15 protein-coding genes are annotated in these 17,213 nt (G+C 64.2%); 6 read left to right on the forward strand and 9 right to left on the reverse strand.

From position 1 onward, the window contains the following. Positions 1-149 precede the first annotated feature (149 nt). The 3 genes from cckA to atzF all read left to right on the forward strand — a co-directional run bounded on the left by cckA (position 150) and on the right by atzF (position 5,549). Positions 150-2,732 carry a cell cycle histidine kinase CckA gene (gene cckA / locus AB7531_RS14970; RefSeq protein WP_063982290.1) on the forward strand — a complete coding sequence of 861 codons (2,583 nt, stop codon included), beginning with the start codon at positions 150-152 and terminating at the stop codon, positions 2,730-2,732. Positions 2,733-2,962: 230 nt separating this feature from the next. After that, positions 2,963-3,994 (forward strand): Tim44 domain-containing protein, encoded by a 1,032-nt coding sequence (locus tag AB7531_RS14975; protein WP_063982291.1) that lies wholly within the window; start codon positions 2,963-2,965, stop codon positions 3,992-3,994. A gap of 169 nt (positions 3,995-4,163) precedes the next feature. Next, positions 4,164-5,549, forward strand: a complete 1,386-nt coding sequence (gene atzF, locus AB7531_RS14980) for an allophanate hydrolase (protein WP_063982292.1) — start codon at positions 4,164-4,166, stop codon at positions 5,547-5,549. A gap of 10 nt (positions 5,550-5,559) precedes the next feature. Here atzF and AB7531_RS14985 read toward each other — a convergent pair whose 3' ends face one another. The 4 genes from AB7531_RS14985 to AB7531_RS15000 all read right to left on the reverse strand — a co-directional run bounded on the left by AB7531_RS14985 (position 5,560) and on the right by AB7531_RS15000 (position 9,340). After that, positions 5,560-6,285 (reverse strand): Crp/Fnr family transcriptional regulator, encoded by a 726-nt coding sequence (locus AB7531_RS14985; protein ID WP_063986244.1) that lies wholly within the window; start codon positions 6,283-6,285, stop codon positions 5,560-5,562. Between the two features lie 90 nt (positions 6,286-6,375). Continuing rightward, entirely contained in the window at positions 6,376-7,215 is an 840-nt protein-coding gene (locus AB7531_RS14990) for an ABC transporter ATP-binding protein (RefSeq protein WP_063982293.1), read from the reverse strand. 20 nt (positions 7,216-7,235) lie between these two features. Beyond that, entirely contained in the window at positions 7,236-8,060 is an 825-nt protein-coding gene (locus AB7531_RS14995) for an ABC transporter permease (RefSeq protein ID WP_231142303.1), read from the reverse strand. A 14-nt stretch (positions 8,061-8,074) separates the two neighbouring features. Continuing rightward, complete coding sequence (locus AB7531_RS15000) at positions 8,075-9,340, reverse strand: NrtA/SsuA/CpmA family ABC transporter substrate-binding protein (RefSeq protein WP_354122514.1); 1,266 nt, start codon at positions 9,338-9,340, stop codon at positions 8,075-8,077. 59 nt (positions 9,341-9,399) lie between these two features. On the opposite strand from AB7531_RS15000, the gene AB7531_RS15005 reads away from it, so the two are divergent. Next, positions 9,400-10,074, forward strand: a complete 675-nt coding sequence (locus tag AB7531_RS15005; protein ID WP_063982296.1) for a lectin — start codon at positions 9,400-9,402, stop codon at positions 10,072-10,074. A gap of 200 nt (positions 10,075-10,274) precedes the next feature. Beyond that, the gene (locus AB7531_RS15010) at positions 10,275-10,982 is read left to right on the forward strand and encodes a glutathione S-transferase (RefSeq protein ID WP_063982297.1); all 708 of its coding nucleotides are present in this window, start codon (positions 10,275-10,277) and stop codon (positions 10,980-10,982) included. 17 nt (positions 10,983-10,999) lie between these two features. Here AB7531_RS15010 and AB7531_RS15015 read toward each other — a convergent pair whose 3' ends face one another. The 4 genes from AB7531_RS15015 to AB7531_RS15030 form a co-directional block, all read right to left on the reverse strand. Further along, positions 11,000-11,674, reverse strand: coding sequence for a methyltransferase family protein (locus AB7531_RS15015; protein WP_063982298.1), 675 nt, complete (start codon positions 11,672-11,674; stop codon positions 11,000-11,002). A gap of 80 nt (positions 11,675-11,754) precedes the next feature. Then, positions 11,755-12,876: a helix-turn-helix transcriptional regulator gene (locus tag AB7531_RS15020; protein ID WP_063986245.1), complete on the reverse strand. Its 1,122-nt coding sequence runs from the start codon at positions 12,874-12,876 to the stop codon at positions 11,755-11,757. Between the two features lie 375 nt (positions 12,877-13,251). Beyond that, positions 13,252-13,422 carry a hypothetical protein gene (locus AB7531_RS15025; RefSeq protein ID WP_166090739.1) on the reverse strand — a complete coding sequence of 57 codons (171 nt, stop codon included), beginning with the start codon at positions 13,420-13,422 and terminating at the stop codon, positions 13,252-13,254. A 259-nt stretch (positions 13,423-13,681) separates the two neighbouring features. Further along, positions 13,682-14,155 (reverse strand): hypothetical protein, encoded by a 474-nt coding sequence (locus AB7531_RS15030; RefSeq protein WP_063982299.1) that lies wholly within the window; start codon positions 14,153-14,155, stop codon positions 13,682-13,684. Positions 14,156-14,402: 247 nt separating this feature from the next. Between AB7531_RS15030 and AB7531_RS15035 the strand changes: the two genes are divergently transcribed. After that, positions 14,403-16,058 carry a fumarate hydratase gene (locus AB7531_RS15035; RefSeq protein ID WP_014494037.1) on the forward strand — a complete coding sequence of 552 codons (1,656 nt, stop codon included), beginning with the start codon at positions 14,403-14,405 and terminating at the stop codon, positions 16,056-16,058. A gap of 43 nt (positions 16,059-16,101) precedes the next feature. On the opposite strand, the gene AB7531_RS15040 is transcribed toward AB7531_RS15035, so the two are convergent. Continuing rightward, a complete protein-coding gene (locus AB7531_RS15040; protein WP_063982300.1) occupies positions 16,102-17,121 on the reverse strand; it encodes a DUF3616 domain-containing protein in 1,020 nt (339 codons plus the stop codon). Positions 17,122-17,213 lie beyond the last annotated feature (92 nt).

The raw sequence follows: 17,213 nt of genomic DNA on the forward strand, positions 1-17,213 counted from the left end.
CCGAAAAGTACCGGAAATGGCCGTAATCTGGGAATCAGCGTACCTTTCGCCCTTGCTGCCCTTGCGCCTGCGGGTCCGATTCAGGCAGGGAGGACCCCACGCGCCCCGTAGCGCGTTGATTCTCTGCCGACAGGCTGTGCCAGCTTGAAATGACTGCCGAGACCGACCACGACCTCACACGCGAGCCCGTTGCGGCGCACGAGCCGTCGCCGCGCTCGGGCAGCATTGCGCTGGTGCTGCTGGTGGCCGCCGGCCTCGTCGCCGTCGCCGTCGGGCTGATGACGCTCGGGCGCGCGCAGGCGCAGCCCTATATCCTCGGCATCCTCGCCGTGCTGGCGATGGTTGGCCTGTTCAACCTGTTCGCCTTCGCCGCCGGCATCATCCGCTTCGTCGACCGCAGTCTCGACGATCCCGTGATGGGGCGCATTGCCGACCACGCCTTCGACGGCCTGGCCGTGACCGATCCCCGCGGCCACGTGGTCTATTCCAACGCCGCCTATCTGACGCTCACCGGCGCCAGCGGACCGCAGGAGGTGCGGCCCGTGGAGCGCGTCTTCATCGGCAACCCCGACGTCTCCGAAGCCGTGTTCCGCCTGCTCAAGGCTGCGCGCGAAGGAAAACGGCAGCAGGAAGAGGTGCGCATCTCCGGCCATGACGGCAGCCAGGGCCGCTGGCTGCGCATGCGGGTGCGCCCGCTCGGCACCGGGAAGCGCGAGGCGAAATACGCGGTGTGGTCGATCTCCGACATCACCCGCGACCGCGAGCGCCAGGAGGACGTGTTCCAGGAACTCCAGCACGCGATCGAATATCTCGATCACGCGCCCTGCGGCTTCTTCTCGGTCAACCCGGCAGGCGAGCTCGCCTATGTCAACGCGACACTGGCGAACTGGCTCGACTACGATCTCGCCGAGATCGGCTCGGGCGGGCTGAAGCTCACCGACATCGTCTCCGGCGACGGCGCCTCGCTGCTCACCGCGATCGTGGCGGTGCCGGGCGAGGTGAAGACGGAAGTCTTCGACATCGACTTGCGCATGCGCACCGGCAAGACCATGCCGGTGCGGCTCTATCACAAGCTCGCCTTCGGCGCCGACGGCGCGCCGGGGCCGTCGCGCACGCTCGTCATCAGCCGCGCCCGCGACGAGCGCAGCGATCCCGACCGCGCCGCCGAAGTGCGCTTCATGCGCTTCTTCGACCATACGCCGATGGCGATCGCGACCGTCGACCGAGGCGGCAACGTCGTGCGCGCCAACGCGCGCTACGCCAAGCTCGGGCAGGCGCTCGGGCTCGACAGCGCCAGCAAGTCGATCTTCCGCGCGGTCAATTCGCGCGACCGGCAACTTTTGATCACGGCCATCAACCAGGCCGCGGAGGGCCAAGCCGACGTCGCGCCGGTCGAGGTGGCGCTCGAGGGAGCCAAGGAGCGCTGGGGCCAGTTCTTCGTCACGCCGGTGGATGCGGCCGAGAACGAGGCCGAAGCCGCCATCGTGCACATGCTCGAGACCACCGAGCGGCGCGCGCTGGAGAACCAGATCAACCAGTCGCAGAAGATGGAGACGGTCGGCCAGCTCGCCGGCGGCATCGCCCACGACTTCAACAACGTGCTCTCCGCCATCATGATGGCGAACGACTTCCTGCTGAACGCGCACAAGCCGACCGATCCGTCGTTCCAGGACATCATGCAGATCAAGCAGAACGCGACGCGCGCGGCGACGCTGGTGCGGCAGTTGCTGGCGTTCTCGCGGCGGCAGACGTTGCGGCCGCAGGTGCTCGACCTCGGCGATGCGCTGTCCGATCTCGCCATGCTGCTGCGCCGGCTGATCGGCGAGAAGGTCAAGCACGAGACCATCCACGGCCGCGATCTCTGGCCGGTGAAGGTCGACGTCTCCCAGTTCGAGCAGGTGATCGTCAACCTCGCGGTGAACGCGCGCGACGCCATGCCCGACGGCGGTAAGCTGATCATCCGCACCGCCAACGTCACCGCGGAAGAAGCGGCCAAGCTCGCCTACAAGGGCATGCCGGCCGCGGACTATGTACGGATCGAGGTCGCCGACACCGGCACAGGCATCCCCGCCGATATCCGCGACAAGATTTTCGAGCCGTTCTTCTCGACCAAGGAAGTCGGCAAGGGAACCGGCCTCGGGCTCTCCACCGTCTACGGCATCGTCAAGCAGACCGGCGGCTTCATTTACGTGGACTCGGAACCGGGGCAGGGGACTTCGTTCCATATCTTCCTGCCGCGCCATCACGCCGAGCCGGAGGTGCAGGAGCAGCCCGCAGCAGTGGTCGGCGCGGCCAATGGCGCCGCGAAGGAGACCACGCCTGCGGCGGCGGAGGCCAAGCCGCGCACCGATCTCACCGGACAGGGCACCATCCTTCTCGTCGAGGACGAAGAGGGCCTGCGCGCGCTGAACGCACGCGGCCTGCGCTCGCGCGGCTACACCGTGGTCGAGGCCGAAAACGGCGTCGAGGCCATGGAGGTCCTGGAGGAACAGAGCGGTGCGATCGATCTCGTCGTCTCCGACGTCGTGATGCCCGAGATGGACGGCCCGACGCTGCTGAAGGCGATGCGCGAGAAGAATCCCGACATCAAGTTCATCTTCGTCTCCGGCTACGCCGAGGATGCCTTCGAGAAGAGCCTGCCCGAAGGCCAGCAATTCGACTTCCTGCCAAAGCCGTTCACGCTCAGCCAGCTCGTGGCGGCCGTAAAGGAGACAATGGCAAAGGCGGGATGACGGTGACTACCCCTGTTGATTTGCGAGAGTTCCTCGAAATGACGAGGAAAAAAGCGGCATTCCTGTCGTAAACTCGCCGGTAACCCGCGACCGCAGTTCCTCCGGCTCCCCGGCCAAACCCCCGCCAAATATGGGCTTTTGCCACATCCCCGCGACTGAGGGCCGCAGCCATAAGTTCCGAAACCGGCTTCACTTTTCGGGAAGTCTGCCCATCTTAGGAGCACGTCCCCATGCCGGGGATTTGGGAAACGCACATGACTTTCTCGCAACGCTCCCGCACTCTCTTCAAGACCCTCGCCGTCATGCTGGCGCTTGCGCTGCCGACTGCGCTGGTGATTTCGTCCGCCGACGCCCGCGTCGGTGGTGGCATGTCGTCGGGTTCGCGCGGTTCGCGCACCTATTCGGCGCCGCCGTCGACCACGACCGCGCCGGGCTCGACCTCGCAGTTCAACCGCACCTATACCCAGCCGGGTGCCGGCATGAATTCGGCTGCCGCCGCACCCGCGCGTGGCGGCCTGTTCGGCCGCGCCGGTGGCTTCATGGGCGGCCTTGCGGCCGGCTTCCTCGGCGCAGGCCTGCTCGGCATGCTGTTCGGCGGCGGCCTGTTCGGTGGCCTCGGCGGCCTGTCGTCAATCATTGGCCTGATCATCCAGATCGCGCTCGTGGTGTTGGTGGTGCGGCTGGCGATGTCCTGGTGGCAGCGCCGCCACTCGCAGCAGGCGGCCTATGCCAATGCTGATGCAAGCAGCGGTCAGAGACCGCAGCCGAACTATCGCAGCGGCCTCGGTGGCGGTAGCGTCGGTGGTGGACTTGGCGGTGGTCTCGGCGGCTTCGGCTTCGGCGGCGCCAACAACGCGCCGCTCGAGATCAAGCCGGACGACTATGAGGCGTTCGAGCGCCTGCTCGGCGATGTCCAGGCCGCCTGGTCGAACGAGGACGTGGCCAAGCTGCACACGCTCGCGACGCCGGAAATGGTCTCCTATTTCGAGCAGGACCTTGGCCAGAACCGCGCGCGCAACGTCGTCAACAAGGTGACCAACGTCAAGCTGTTGCAGGGCGACCTCGCGGAGGCCTGGCGCGAAGGCGAGACCGAATACGCCACGGTGGCGCTGCGCTTCGCCCTCACCGACAAGACGCTGGACCGCAACAGCGGTACGGTTGTCGCCGGCAGCGAGCAGCCGGGCGAGGCGACCGAGATCTGGACCTTTGCCCGCCGTCCGGGCAGCGGCTGGGAATTGTCGGCGATCCAGCAGACCAACTGATCGTACGCAGATTAAAGACAAGGGCGTCGTGCTTCGGCACGGCGCCCTTTTTCTTTGAGCCGCTTATATCCTGATACGGCCGACCATTTTGCGCGAAGCACTTAATTGCTTGTTGCCCGCGCAGAGCTCCCGCAATTTCGCGCCTGCCGGTTAGAGAGGGAGATATTCGGTGAGCCAGTCTGTCGCGCGCTCCAGGACAAATCACGAAACCATTGCCAGGAATTCGTCCCTGCCGCTGGAGGCGATCGAAACGGCGTATGACCGGATCGAGGCCGAGCGCGACCGCAATTGCTGGATCTATCTCCGCCCGCGGGAGGAGGCGCTCGAAGCATGCCGGAAGCTTGTGGCGCGCGCGCGGACAGGCGAAAATCTTCCGCTGCTCGGCATTCCCTTTGGTGTGAAGGACAATATCGATGTCGAGGGAATGCCGACCACTGCCGCATGCCCCGCGTTCAGCTACACGCCCTGGCATTCCGCGCACAGCGTCGAACGCCTGACCGCGGCCGGCGCAATTTGCCTCGGAAAGACCAATCTCGATCAGTTCGCCACAGGCCTGTCCGGTGCGCGTTCGCCCTATGGCCCCTGCGCGTCGGTTGCCGATGCGCGCTATATTGCGGGCGGCTCCAGTTCCGGGTCCGCGGTCGCCGTCGCGGCGGGGCACGTCGCGTTCGCGCTCGGCACCGATACTGGCGGGTCCGGCCGCATACCTGCCGGCTTCAACAACATCGTCGGAATCAAGCCGACCGTTGGGCTGGTGTCATCACGCGGGCTGGTGCCGAATTGCCCGACGATCGATTGCGTTTCGGTGTTCTGCAATACCGTCAGCGATGGCGAGGCAATCCTCGAAATTATCGAAGGGTTCGATTTCGAAGATCCCTACAGCCGCCTGCCCAGGGCCTTTTCTTTCGCCAGCGGGGCGGTGCCATCGTTCCGGTTCGGCCGCATTGCGGCCGCCGATCTCGAATGCTTCGGCATGCCGGAATGCGGCGAGCTCTATGAGCGCGCCTGCGAGCGTTTCACGCAGATCGGGGGAACGGCGATCGAGGTGGACTTCGCGCCGTTCCGCCAGGCCGGGGAGTTGATGTTCAGCGGACCCTGGGTCGCGGAGCGGCACTCGGCCATCGCTTCGCTTATGGACATCGATTCTGGCTCCCTGCTTGATGTCACGAGGACCGTGCTGGGCTCGGCCGCCGGCTATTCAGCGATCGACACATTTGGTGCCATTCACCGGCTGCACCGGCTTCGCCGCGACGCCGAGGCGATCTTTGCGGGTATCGATGCGCTGGTGGTCCCGACCGCACCGCGGCCGTTCACGCTGGAGGAGATGGATCGCGATCCGATCACCCTCAACAATCGCCTCGGCTACTACTCGTACTTTGCCAATCTGCTCGATCTCTGCGGCGTGGCGGTTCCGAACGCGACATTGCCGAACGGCATGCCGATGGGCGTGACCCTTCTGGCGCCGGCCTGGCATGATCGCGCGCTGATCGGACTGGCGCGGCGGTTCGAGGCCAGTGCAGGCCGAGCGGCGTTCGAATTGAAGTCTGGCGGTTGACGGACGGAATTTATTCCATCTCTTGCTCGAGTGTCGAAAGATCCAGGATCGAAATCACGGATCTGTCGTACCTGATCACGCCTTCCTCCTGGAGCCGCGCGAGCTGTACTGTCACCCATTGGCGGGTGGATCCGATGAGATTGGCGAGATCGCCGTGGGTAAACGGCATCCCGATGACGACCTCGCCGTCGCGCTTAACGCCGTAGACGTGCGACAGGAAGATCAACAGGCTATGCAGCCGCTCGGTCACCGAGCGCGTCCCGAGCATCTGGGCCATCGCCGAATAGCATCGCGCCTTGAATGCCAGGGCATCCAGCAGGGCGACGGCGATCGCCGGCGATTCCAGCGCAAGCCGCCGCAGCGCCAGTCCCGGCATGAACGTCAACAGGCTGGGTTCGGCCGCAACCGATGACCACATGTGCGGGCCCGTTCCGAATATATCGGGGCCGCCGACGAAGTTGCCGGGAAACCAGTAGGCGAGCGTGACCTCGCGCCCCGACGGCGCCGCATAGTAGCTGCGTATGCGTCCCTCGCTGATCAGGTAGATCCCAGCCTGTGTGTCGCCCTGAGACCAAACCAGTTGGCCGGCTTCCAGGGCCTTCTCGCGTCCGATCGCGCGCAGCCGATTGCAATCAGCCCGGTTGAGACCATCCAGCAAGCCGGGCAGCGGCCTGACGAGATTGTCCGACTCGGCCAGCATCACGCCTGCCGCTATCGCGCTATTCGCCCTGTGCATCGCCGGCTCCACGGTGAGACCCGGCATCGATTATTCAAGAACCATGCCAGCGCGCTGCGGGCTGCTTCGCGATTTCCAAGTTCTGGGGGATCAGCTCGCGTCCGACTGATTGAACGCCCGCAACCCTTCTGCGCGGATGACGTCGAGACAATCCTTCTTGAGGGAAAGATAGGTTGGCTCGACCATGACAGAGCTCGACCGCGGGCGCGGCAGCTTGACCGCGACTTCGCGCAGGATGCGGCCGGGTCCCGCGCTCATGATGAGAACACGGTCGGCCAGCACGATGGCCTCATCTATGTCATGCGTGACGAACACGATCGTCGCCTTGATCCGGTCGCGCAGCTCCAGCAGATTGTCTTGCATCACCGCCCGGGTCTGCGCATCGAGGGCTCCGAAGGGCTCGTCCATCAGCAGCACGCGAGGCTGATTGGCCAACGCTCGCGCGATCGCCACGCGCTGTTGCATGCCCCCGGACAGCGTGTTCGGATAGGCGTCGGCGAAACGCTTGAGACCGACCATCGCGATCAGATCGTCGGCGATGGCATTCGCTTCCGTCCTGGACTTCGCAAGCATCCTCGGGCCGTGGGCGATGTTCCTGCGGACAGACTTCCAGGGGAAGAGATGCGGCTGCTGGAACACCATGCCGACATCGGGTCGCGGGCTGTAGACGCGCGAGCCCTCTACCAGGATGTCGCCTTCAAACGGCACTTCCAGTCCGGCGATCGTATTGAGCACCGTCGACTTGCCGCAGCCGGAGGGCCCGACGATGCAAACGAACTCGCTAGGCGCCACGTCGAAGGAAACGCGATCCACCGCGATGGTCTGCCCGCGGCGGGTGTCAAAAACGATGCTCAGGTTTGAGACTTGAATGGCCGGTTGTTTCCGCGCCGATTCGACGGAGGCTGGCGCACTTGCCAGAGCCAGTTTCATGATCGATCGAGCTCCCGACATCAACGCCACCAGACAGTACGTTCCGCAAGAGCCGAAAACAGCCGGTCGGCAGTGAACGAAATCAACCCGAGCGCTGCGAGCCCGCCCATGACCTGGCCCGTTTGCAAATTCTGCTGCGCAATCTCGATCCTGTAGACAATGCCGGCGAAAGCGCCTGCGAGTTCGGCCGCGACAAGCGTGTAAAAGGAGATGCTGACGGCGGTGCGCAACCCGACCACGATGTAGGGAAGCGCGCCCAGCAGCACGATCTCCTGGAGCATCTGCCGCCGGGGCGTGCCGAGCATCAACGCCGCCCGAATCAGGCCGCGGTCGACCTTCTGCACGCCGATGTGGGTCGAAAGCCAAACCGTGAAGAACACGCCCCATACGACGAGGAATAGTTTTCCCGCCTCCGACAGGCCGAACCACAGGATGATGATCGGCACGAAAGCAATCGGCGGAATTGGCCGCAGGATGTGGAATAGCGGGGACAGCAAGCTCGAAACAACAGGGAATTGGCCGGTGAGGATACCGAGCAGGATGCCGAGCGCGCCGCCTAAGATGAACCCCGTGGTGACGCGAAAGAGGCTGGCCAGCAGATCGCCAAGGAACTGCCCGCTTCGTATCCACTCAAGGACCGCCGCAGCTACCACCGTCGGCGGCGGAAACAGCACCATGTTGACGGCCCCGGAACGAGAGACCAGTTCCCAGAGGCCGACGAACAGGGGAAGCGAAAGCGCCCCGATCAGAATATTGAGGCGGCGAAGACGAGCTGAATCCGGCCGCCGACCGCGACCGTCGGTGCGGAGAGCAATTTCTTGTCCTGCTGAAGTGCCGTCCTGCATGGCTGTGCGGGTGCCTATTTCCACGAGAGCGTCACGCGTGCGGGGTCGACCTTCTTCAGCGGCTCGGCGACGACGACCTTGCTGAAGTCGGGCATCGCCGCTCCCGGAGGATGGTTGCCGCTCTCGAGGCGCCATGCGGAGTGGGTCTTGAGAATCTCGATCAGCCGGTCGTCGAGACGCACCCGGTAAACATAGTCGGCCCAGATCGGAGCGAGGTCGTCCCGCTTCATGCCGACCGCGTCCGCCACGACCGTGATCGCTTCATCCGGGTGTGCTTTCATCCAGACCTCGGCGTCGATCAGTGAGGCGATGAACTTCTCAACCAGCGCAGGGTTGGCATCCAGATAGGGTCTCGTGACGACGATGTTGAACGTCTCGGAGTAAGTGCCCGTTGTATCGAGTTCAGCGACGGCTTCGCTGAGGGCCTTCTTGGCGTTGGCGATGTGGGGTTCCCAAGTGTCGATCGCGTCGATGCTTCCTGCTGCAAGTGCCGGCAGCATCTCCTGCGGCCGCAGGTTGACGAGGGTGACATCCTTGGGAGTCAATCCCGCCGACTTCAGCAAAGTCGCCGTGTAGACCTCGCTGCCGGTGCCGGCAGTGAATCCGATTCGCTTGCCGCGAAGATCTGCCTTGGTCTTGACGCCGGCCTTGGCCGCGACGACCGTCTTGAGGTCGGAATATTCCATGCCGGCGACGAAGGCGATGGGCTGGTTTGCCATCGCCGAAGCGGTGACCGGCGCCTCCGCCGTCGTCGCGATGTCGGCGCCGCCCCCGATCACGGTGTCCAGGCACTGCTTGCCGGACGTGAAGTTCGAGACGGTGATGTCCAGTCCGTTCTTTTCGAAAATCCCCTTCGATTTGGCGACGATCGCAAGGCCGGAGATCGGTCCGAGGTTTTGCGCAAGCCGGGCTTTGAGCAATTCCGCGGCCGAGGCGCGGCCCGGACTGATGGCAAGGCAGCAAAGCGCGGCATAGCCGGCAATTGCCGCGATTGGGCGGACGGTGTTCCAGTGCATGACGATCTCCCCTCGCGCCGCGCCCGGCGGCAGCCCCGATGTGATCGCGGATGCCGCCCTGAACGGCCCCACAGCAGACTCCCGCGTCCTCTCCTGGGCGATCTCTTGAGGATCGGCCCCACGTTGGTATGCTCGCCCGGCGCTACGGTCTCGGGAAGCAATTAATCGACATGGCCCTCGGGGCGACCGGTCGTGCGCCGCCGCTCGAGGTGATGCGCGTGCGGCGGATGGCCGCTGGAATAATGTCTGTCGTGACGGGTTCATGTCTGCGGATCAAAGACCGTCCAGCGAGGCGCAATCGCCGGAACAATCGGGAGGATAGGATGAGCATTCTTGCCAGGGTCATCGTGCCAGCAGGCGTTGCGTTCGCGGTCTTCGCAAGTCCATCGGTGTGGGCGCAGTCAGCCGACATGACCTTCTTTGTGACTTCGAGCGGGCCGGGCAAGGGAGCCGATCTCGGCGGCCTGGAGGGAGCCGATGCGCAGTGCCAGAAGCTGGCGCAGGCCGGCGGCGCCGGCGGCAAGACCTGGCGCGCCTATCTCTCGACGCAGGCCGCTGACGGCAAGCCCGCCGTCAATGCCAAGGACCGCATTGGCAAGGGACCGTGGCAGAATGCCAAGGGTGCGGTGATTGCCAAGGACGTTGCCGACCTGCACGGCGCGGCCAATAATCTCACCAAGCAGACAGCGCTCAGCGAGAAGGGCGAGGTCATCAACGGCGCCGGCGACACGCCGAACCGGCACGATATCCTCACGGGATCGCAACCGGACGGCACCGCTTTTGCCGCGGGCGACGACAAGACCTGCAGGAACTGGACGTCGAGCACGCAGGGCGCGGCGGTCGTCGGCCATGCCGATCGTAAAGGCCTGCGCGACGACGAGCCGTCAAAGTCCTGGAACAGCTCTCACCCTTCGCGCGGTCCTGACGGCGGCTGCTCGCAGGCCGATCTGAAGAGCACCGGCGGCGACGGCCTGCTGTTTTGTTTCGCGGCGAATTGAGTTAGGGCGCGCAGCTCTCTCCCCGCGACATTGCGAGCGTAGCGAAGCAATCCAGACTGTCTCCGCGGAAAGATTCTGGATTGCTTCGCTTGCGCTCGCAACGACGGGGTATGTGGTGCGGCCGTTCCGTCTCGCTCTAACGGAACCTTCTGCCGCATGTTACACTGGTCCGACCGCTTCCACGCTCACGGACCCTTCCCATGAAATACGAGCTCTACTACTGGCCCGAGATCCAGGGTCGCGGCGAATATGTGCGGCTGGCGCTGGAGGAGGCGGGGGCGGCTTATATCGACGTCGCGCGGGGGGCGCGCGGCACCAGCGCCATGATGAAGATGATGGACGCGCATGGCGGCACGCCGCCCTTTGCGCCGCCGTTCCTGAAAGCGGGCAAGCTCGTCATCGGCCAGACCGCCAACATCCTGCTCTATCTCGGCGCCCGTCATGGGCTCGCGCCGAAGACGGAAGCGGGCAAGCTTTGGGTGCACCAGCTTCAGCTCACCATCACCGACCTCGTGACCGAGATCCACGACACCCATCACCCGCTCGGGCCTTCGATGTACTATGAAGATCAGAAGGCGCCGGCGAAGAAGCGCACGGCCGAGTTTTGGGACGAGCGCGTGCCGAAATATCTCGGCTATTTCGAAGAGCTTCTCGCCGGCAATGGGGGTGCCTATGTCACCGGTCGAAGGCTGACTTACGTCGATCTCTCGCTGTTCCAGATCGTCGATGGGCTGCGCTACGCCTTCCCCAAGCGCATGAAGGCGTTCGAGGGAAATATCCCGGGCCTCGTCGATCTGCATGACCGCATCGCCGCGCGGCCGAACATCAAGGCCTATCTCGAAAGTGAGCGCCGCATTCCCTTCAACGAGCAAGGCATTTTCCGCCGCTACAAGGAATTGGACAATTAGCCGGTCCGGATAGCGGCTCACCACACGCCGGGCAGCAGGCGATAGCGCACGCGCGTCATATAGTTGGAATAGCCCGGCAGGCCCTCGCGCAGCGTGCGCTCCTCGATGCCGACGCGGACAGCAAACAAAACGACGATGACCGGCGCCATCACGAGGCCCCACCACGAGCCCAGCAGCAGCGGCACGCCGGCGAAGAACAGGATCATGCCGCTGTACATGGGATGGCGCACATGCGCGTAAGGCCCCGTCGAGACCACGCGCTGTGCGCGTTCGGCCTGGAGCTTCACCACGGGCGCGGCGAACGAGTTCTCGCGGAACACCCACAGGATGAACAGCGTCGAGAGGACGAACAGCACGAGACCGAGCGCCTGGAACGCAACCGGCACGTCGGAGGACTGCGTGCGCCGGTCGAGCCCCATCGCGGCAAGCCAGGCCAGCATCGCAACGACGAAGACGATCATGAAGGCCTTGTCGGCGGCAGGCTGGTCCTTTTGCAGGACCGGCCGCAGACGTTCGGCGAGCAGCGCCGGATCGACCCGATAAAGCCACCAGCCGCAGAGCGGGCCGAGCAGGGCGCAGGTGGCGAGGAACACCCAGGCCGAAGGCCAATGCATCGTCCCGGCGCAAGCGAACAGCAGCGCGCCCATGCCGGCGGTGGTGATCGTGTTCTGCAACAGCAGTTTTGCGATCATGTTCGATCTGATTCCGTCACACGCCGGCGCATTGATAGCATTCTTCGGGCAAACATGCGTCCGGTGCGACAGGGTTGGCTTCAGATCTTGATGGGCGATGTAAAGGCCGCCAAGAGCCGAACCAGATCCGCCTGTCGTTTGGTTCCGGTCTTCGTGAAGATCCTGGTGAGATGGGTCTTGATCGTCGTTTCGGCGATGCCCATGCTTCTGGCCACGTCAGGAACCCCGCCGATTTCGACGATGGCCAGAAAGACGCGCAGCTCGGCCGGTGTCAGTTTGAAGAGCTTCCGGATGAGGTCGGGCGCGACGATCGTCTCGAGCGCTGCCTTGCTGACGAACAGGACGGCGCAGGCCTCATAGCTGGCCCCGAACATTTGCCGGCGTCCAGCGGTGAGCGGCAGGAGATTCCCGACATAATGCGAACCGTTGCGGGCCGTCAGATGCAACGAGATGTTCGCGCTCATCATCGACCGGTCGCCGAGAGCCGTGCCAGCCAGTGCCTGCCGCAGCATCCGATCGGCATTCAGGTCCGACGTCACGAGCCGGCCATGGACCGAACGAAGGACGTCGGCCTCGTCCAAAATCTCTCGCGCGCTTGCATTGGCGTGCGTGATGTGACCGTCGGTATCGAGCAGCAGAACGGCGGTGCGCAGAGCGTCGAGCGTGCGGACCGACGTCGTCTCCAATGCATTCTGCTGCTGCAGCTTCTGTCTGACGAGCATGGCCCGTTGCATGTGCGGCGTCAGGTGAGAGATGGTCTGATACATCCTGCGATCGACCGGACCGCCGCCCTTCATGATCGAGAGACGGGATATTCCCCCTGCAGACTTGCCGATCAGGATGTTGGCGGCGTCCTCGAGACCCTGCGGCCGCGCCCATTCGTTGTAGAATGTGGTCGTCCGGAATTCGTCGACGTCGATCCAGTCCCTGATCGTCTGGATTTGACCGACCGCGGCGTGGAGCACGTTGCGCGACGGATCGAATGGCTCGTAGGTTTCGATGTAGGACTGAACATAGGCGGGTTCGACACCGACGGCATGCGAGATCACGGCCTCGCCCGCTGCCCCGATCCAGACCAGACCACCGCTCTGGCCGCCCGCGATGTCGACGATGCTGCCAAGTGTCGCCGTCCATCGGGAATCGTCGAGCGCTGCATCGTAGATGTCCGTCACCAGCGAGAGCAGCTTTTCATTCAGTTCCATAGGCGTGTCCATGAACGGATGGATGGGCTCGTTCAGCCTCACAGATGAGCACGCCGGATGTGGAAATTTGATGAGCCGGATCACACTTGAAGACGCTCTCGCAGCCCTGGCGGGCGCTGAGCGAGATGCCGGGAGGAACGCGCCGGACGGAAGTGGCGCGGGAACAGTCAGGCCGAAGGCCAGTGCATCGTTCCGGCGCAGGCGAACAGCAGCGCGCCCATGGCCGCGGCGGTGATCGTGTTCTGCAACGGCAATTTTGCGATCATGCGCAGGTCAGCCGCGCACGATGTTGGTCCCGCTATCCGGCGAAGATGCGGCCGGACACGCGAAAAGCCCGATCGACCGGATCGGGCGTTTCATCTTTGACCGGCTTGATCAGGCGAGCTGATCGATCCGCGTGCCCTGACCCGGCGGCAGCGGCGCGGGCGGCGGCGGCTTGTAGGTCGGGTCGTTGTCCTTGGTCTTCTGGTCGTCCTGCTGCTTGGTCGCGTCGTAGCTCGGCACCACGATCGCGATCGGCGGCGGCGCAACGGTAGAGACGCTCATCCACAAATCCTCACACATGGAAACAATCGACCTTGCGCTGCGAGGAGCGAAGCTTCCGTCAAGCCAATCGTTAAAATGCGAGGGAGTTGGTGCGGTGGGATGTGCCTTTTGTGCCTCCTTGCGCTGTACGAGGGAGCGGACGAACCTCTCCTCGTCATTGCGAGCGCAGCGAAGCAATCCAGGACTGTCACCGCGGAGGGATTCTGGATTGCTTCGCTGCGCTCGCAATGACGGAGCGTGTGGAAAGAGCGAGTGCCGTCTACTCGTCCTTGCCGCGCGTGATCGCGATGGACGCATCCGTCTTGGTACGCGTGCATTCCATGTTGAGCCGGCGGTAGCGCATGACGACCTTGTCGCCGCGCAACAGTCCCATCCGCTTCAGGCAGCGTGTCGCGCCCGTCGTGGTGTCGTCCTTCGTGACGGTGAAGACGATCGCCGCCATCGACCCCACCAGTGAAAAGAACTCCGCTGTCGGCTTGCGATCGCCCTTGGCATAGAGCTCGATGGAATATCTGTCGCCGCGGCAACCCACGGACAGCTCCTTGGCCGCGGGGTGCGAGAGGTAGACGATGTTGGCGGCCCGGAAATTCACCTTGAGGCGCTCGACCTGGTTCGCCAGCTCCTTGGCGCTGTCATCGCAGCGATCCGCGCGGGCAGGCGAGGCGAGGGTCACAAGGCCGGTGATGGCGGCGGCGACCAGGATCGCGCCGCGGACGTTCAGTTTGAAAATCATGATGAAAAGCCCCTTAGGCCGCGCATTCAACCTTCGTCGCGCGCCGAGCGCAAGGGGTGCACCCAGAGCCTGCCGGGGACGGTCATCGCCACCTTGCGTCCGGCCGGCGGCAACCAAAAAAGGGCCGTCGTGACGCCGAATCGGGATGCCTCGGCCGCGCCAGAACGCCTTCCATTCGCGGCAAAAAAGCTTAGAACGCTTCTACGCTTAGAGGCCCGCAAGGGCTCCAAAACCCCGAGATTTGCCCATGAACGCTCCCACTGCCTTCCCCGACCCCGCAAAACCCGTTCCGCCCTACAAGCACACCCCGCTGTTCCCGCTGGGCAAGGACGAGACGCCCTACAAGAAGATCACGGCCGAGGGTATCAGGGTCGAGAAGGTCCTGGGGAAGGACATGCTGGTGGTGTCGCGCGAGGCGCTGCGGGCGCTGTCGGAGGCGGCCTTTGGCGACATCAATCATTATCTGCGCCCCGGCCATCTGAAGCAGCTCCGCGCGATCCTGGAGGACGGCGAGGCGAGCCCCAACGACAAGTTCGTCGCGCTCGACTTCCTGAAGAACGCCAACATCGCGGCCGGCGGCGTGCTGCCGATGTGCCAGGACACCGGTACCGCGATCATCATGGGCAAGAAGGGCTGCAACGTCATCACCGATGGTGACGACGAGGCGGCGCTGTCGGAAGGCGCGCGCGACGCTTACCTGCGCCGCAATCTGCGCTACTCGCAGGTCGCGCCCTTGTCGATGTACGAGGAGAAGAACACCGCCAACAACATGCCGGCGCAGTGCGAGATCTACGCCGAGGGCGACGACGCCTACAAGTTCATGTTCATGGCGAAGGGCGGCGGCTCCGCCAATAAAAGCTTCCTGTTCCAGGCCACGCCCTCGGTGTTGACCAAGGACCGGCTGCTCGCCTTCCTGAAGGAGAAGATCCTGACGCTGGGCACCGCCGCGTGCCCGCCCTATCACCTCGCCATCGTGATCGGCGGCACCTCGGCCGAGCTGTGCATGAAGACGGTGAAGCTCGCCTCCGCCCGCTATCTCGACGCGCTACCGACCCACGGCTCGCCCGACGGCAACGCCTTCCGCGACGTCGAGATGGAGCAGGAAATCCACAAGATGACGCAGTCGCTCGGCGTCGGCGCGCAGTTCGGTGGCAAGTATTTCTGCCACGACGTGCGCGTGATCCGCATGCCGCGCCACGGCGCCTCGCTGCCGATCGGGCTCGGCGTGTCGTGCTCGGCCGACCGGCAAGTGCTCGGCAAGATCACCAGGGATGGCGTCTATCTCGAGGAGCTCGAGCACAATCCGGCGCAATATCTGCCGCAGGTCGAGCAGTCGCTCGGCGGCGAGGTCGTCAAGATCGACCTCAACCAGCCGATGAAGGACATCCTGGCGACGTTCTCGAAGTACCCGACCAAGACGCGGGTCTCGATGACCGGCACCATGATCGTCGCGCGCGATAGCGCGCACGCCAAGCTGCGCGAGCGCCTCGAGAGGGGCGAGCCGCTGCCGGACTATTTCAAGAACCATCCGGTCTATTACGCCGGTCCCGCCAAGACGCCCGAGGGCTACGCCTCCGGCGCGTTCGGCCCGACCACCGCAGGCCGCATGGATTCCTTCGTCGACCAGTTCCAGGCGGCAGGCGGTTCGATGGTGATGGTGGCCAAGGGCAACCGCGCGCCTGCCGTGCGCGAGGCCTGCAAGAAGTACGGCGGCTTCTATCTCGGCTCGATCGGCGGTGCGGCCGCGAACCTCGCCGAGCACTGCATCAAGAAGGTCGAGGTGCTCGAATATCCCGAGCTCGGCATGGAAGCGATCTGGCGCATCGAAGTCGTCGACTTCCCGGCGTTCATCATCATCGATGACAAGGGGAACGACTTCTTCAAGGAATTGAATCTGGGCTAGCGCTCCGCGCAGTTGAACGGCGGTCCGCCGCTGATGGTGCGCTTTAGCGCGGCACCACATACTGCGTCGGCGCGCCGTTTTCGGGCCCATCGAACATCACGAGCACGCGCCATGGCTCGCCGCTGATGTCGCTGAGCACCAGCAGGGTCTCTGCCTTGGCGGTGCTGTCGGCGACGCTGAGCGTGTGGCTCGGTCCAAGCTTGCCGCTGCTGGTATCGTAGAAGACGACGGCGGGCGAGATCTGCTGTTCGTTGACCGGCCCGGTCAAGAGCAGCAAGCCGCCTGACACGGCGGCGATGTCCCTGATACCGGTCGTTGTGCCAAGCGCCAGCGGAGGGTCGATGAGCTTGGCCTTGAGCGGCATGTTCTCGGTGAAGACGGCCTTTGCGTCGACCGTGAGAATATAAGCATTGCCGTCTTTGGAGGGACCACGGAAACCAAGATACATCAGGTCCGCTTTGACCGCGATGCCCTCAATGTTGGCGCCGTTGTCGCCGAGGGGCTTGTCGTAATCCACGGGCAGTGCGTCCTTGATTGCACCGCGCAGGCGCGTCACGGATGCTTCGACGCCGATCACCTCGTCCGCGGAGATCGGGAAGGGCGGCTCTCCAGTGACCTTGTCGACGGGAAAGCGAAAGAGGTGATAGCTCGTCGGATTGCTAACGTCGGGATGATGACGTTTACGGCCGTGCGATCCGACCACGTAGAAATAACCGTCATCGTAAGCGGCGCCCTCGGCATCCGGATCGCCGCTGGCCTGATCGCTCAGCAGGCGGATCACCTTGCCGGGTTTGATCGTCGTGCCTTCGATCGCAAAGAACTGCGCGTATTTCTTCTCGTCGTTGACGACGAGGCAGGATTTGAGGGGCGGGGATGTGGTCGCGCACGCCGCTCCGCTGATGTTGGTGCGGGCATCCGCGTTCTTCTTGAACGGCTCGCTCAGTTGCCACGCCGGCGACCGCGGCTCGAGCACATCGGCACTCGCCGGCGCTGCTCCGGCAAGTGCGGAGATGGCGGAGGCCACGAATAGGTGGATGCGATTGCGAGCGGGGAGGGAGACCATGCAAATTCCCCTTCTGCTGAAAGTGTGTTGAGATCAATAAAAATCTTTAGTTGTATACTTCATCCTGCTCGCGAAGCCGGCTATGGTCAACG

Origin of the sequence: Bradyrhizobium sp. 63_E2_N1_3 (assembly GCF_052076005.1) — a bacterium.
GTDB lineage: Bacteria > Pseudomonadota > Alphaproteobacteria > Rhizobiales > Xanthobacteraceae > Bradyrhizobium > Bradyrhizobium barranii.

Bases quoted from the DNA above. Each gene is read 5' to 3' on its own strand.
- cckA (WP_063982290.1), top strand. From the start codon at position 150: ATGACTGCCGAGACCGACCACGACCTCACACGCGAGCCCGTTGCGGCG.
- AB7531_RS14975 (WP_063982291.1), top strand. From the start codon at position 2,963: ATGCCGGGGATTTGGGAAACGCACATGACTTTCTCGCAACGCTCCCGC.
- AB7531_RS14985 (WP_063986244.1), bottom strand. From the start codon at position 6,285: ATGCACAGGGCGAATAGCGCGATAGCGGCAGGCGTGATGCTGGCCGAG.
- AB7531_RS14990 (WP_063982293.1), bottom strand. From the start codon at position 7,215: ATGAAACTGGCTCTGGCAAGTGCGCCAGCCTCCGTCGAATCGGCGCGG.
- AB7531_RS14995 (WP_231142303.1), bottom strand. From the start codon at position 8,060: ATGCAGGACGGCACTTCAGCAGGACAAGAAATTGCTCTCCGCACCGAC.
- AB7531_RS15000 (WP_354122514.1), bottom strand. From the start codon at position 9,340: ATGAACCCGTCACGACAGACATTATTCCAGCGGCCATCCGCCGCACGC.
- AB7531_RS15005 (WP_063982296.1), top strand. From the start codon at position 9,400: ATGAGCATTCTTGCCAGGGTCATCGTGCCAGCAGGCGTTGCGTTCGCG.
- AB7531_RS15010 (WP_063982297.1), top strand. From the start codon at position 10,275: ATGAAATACGAGCTCTACTACTGGCCCGAGATCCAGGGTCGCGGCGAA.
- AB7531_RS15015 (WP_063982298.1), bottom strand. From the start codon at position 11,674: ATGATCGCAAAACTGCTGTTGCAGAACACGATCACCACCGCCGGCATG.
- AB7531_RS15020 (WP_063986245.1), bottom strand. From the start codon at position 12,876: ATGGAACTGAATGAAAAGCTGCTCTCGCTGGTGACGGACATCTACGAT.
- AB7531_RS15025 (WP_166090739.1), bottom strand. From the start codon at position 13,422: ATGAGCGTCTCTACCGTTGCGCCGCCGCCGATCGCGATCGTGGTGCCG.
- AB7531_RS15030 (WP_063982299.1), bottom strand. From the start codon at position 14,155: ATGATTTTCAAACTGAACGTCCGCGGCGCGATCCTGGTCGCCGCCGCC.
- AB7531_RS15035 (WP_014494037.1), top strand. From the start codon at position 14,403: ATGAACGCTCCCACTGCCTTCCCCGACCCCGCAAAACCCGTTCCGCCC.
- AB7531_RS15040 (WP_063982300.1), bottom strand. From the start codon at position 17,121: ATGGTCTCCCTCCCCGCTCGCAATCGCATCCACCTATTCGTGGCCTCC.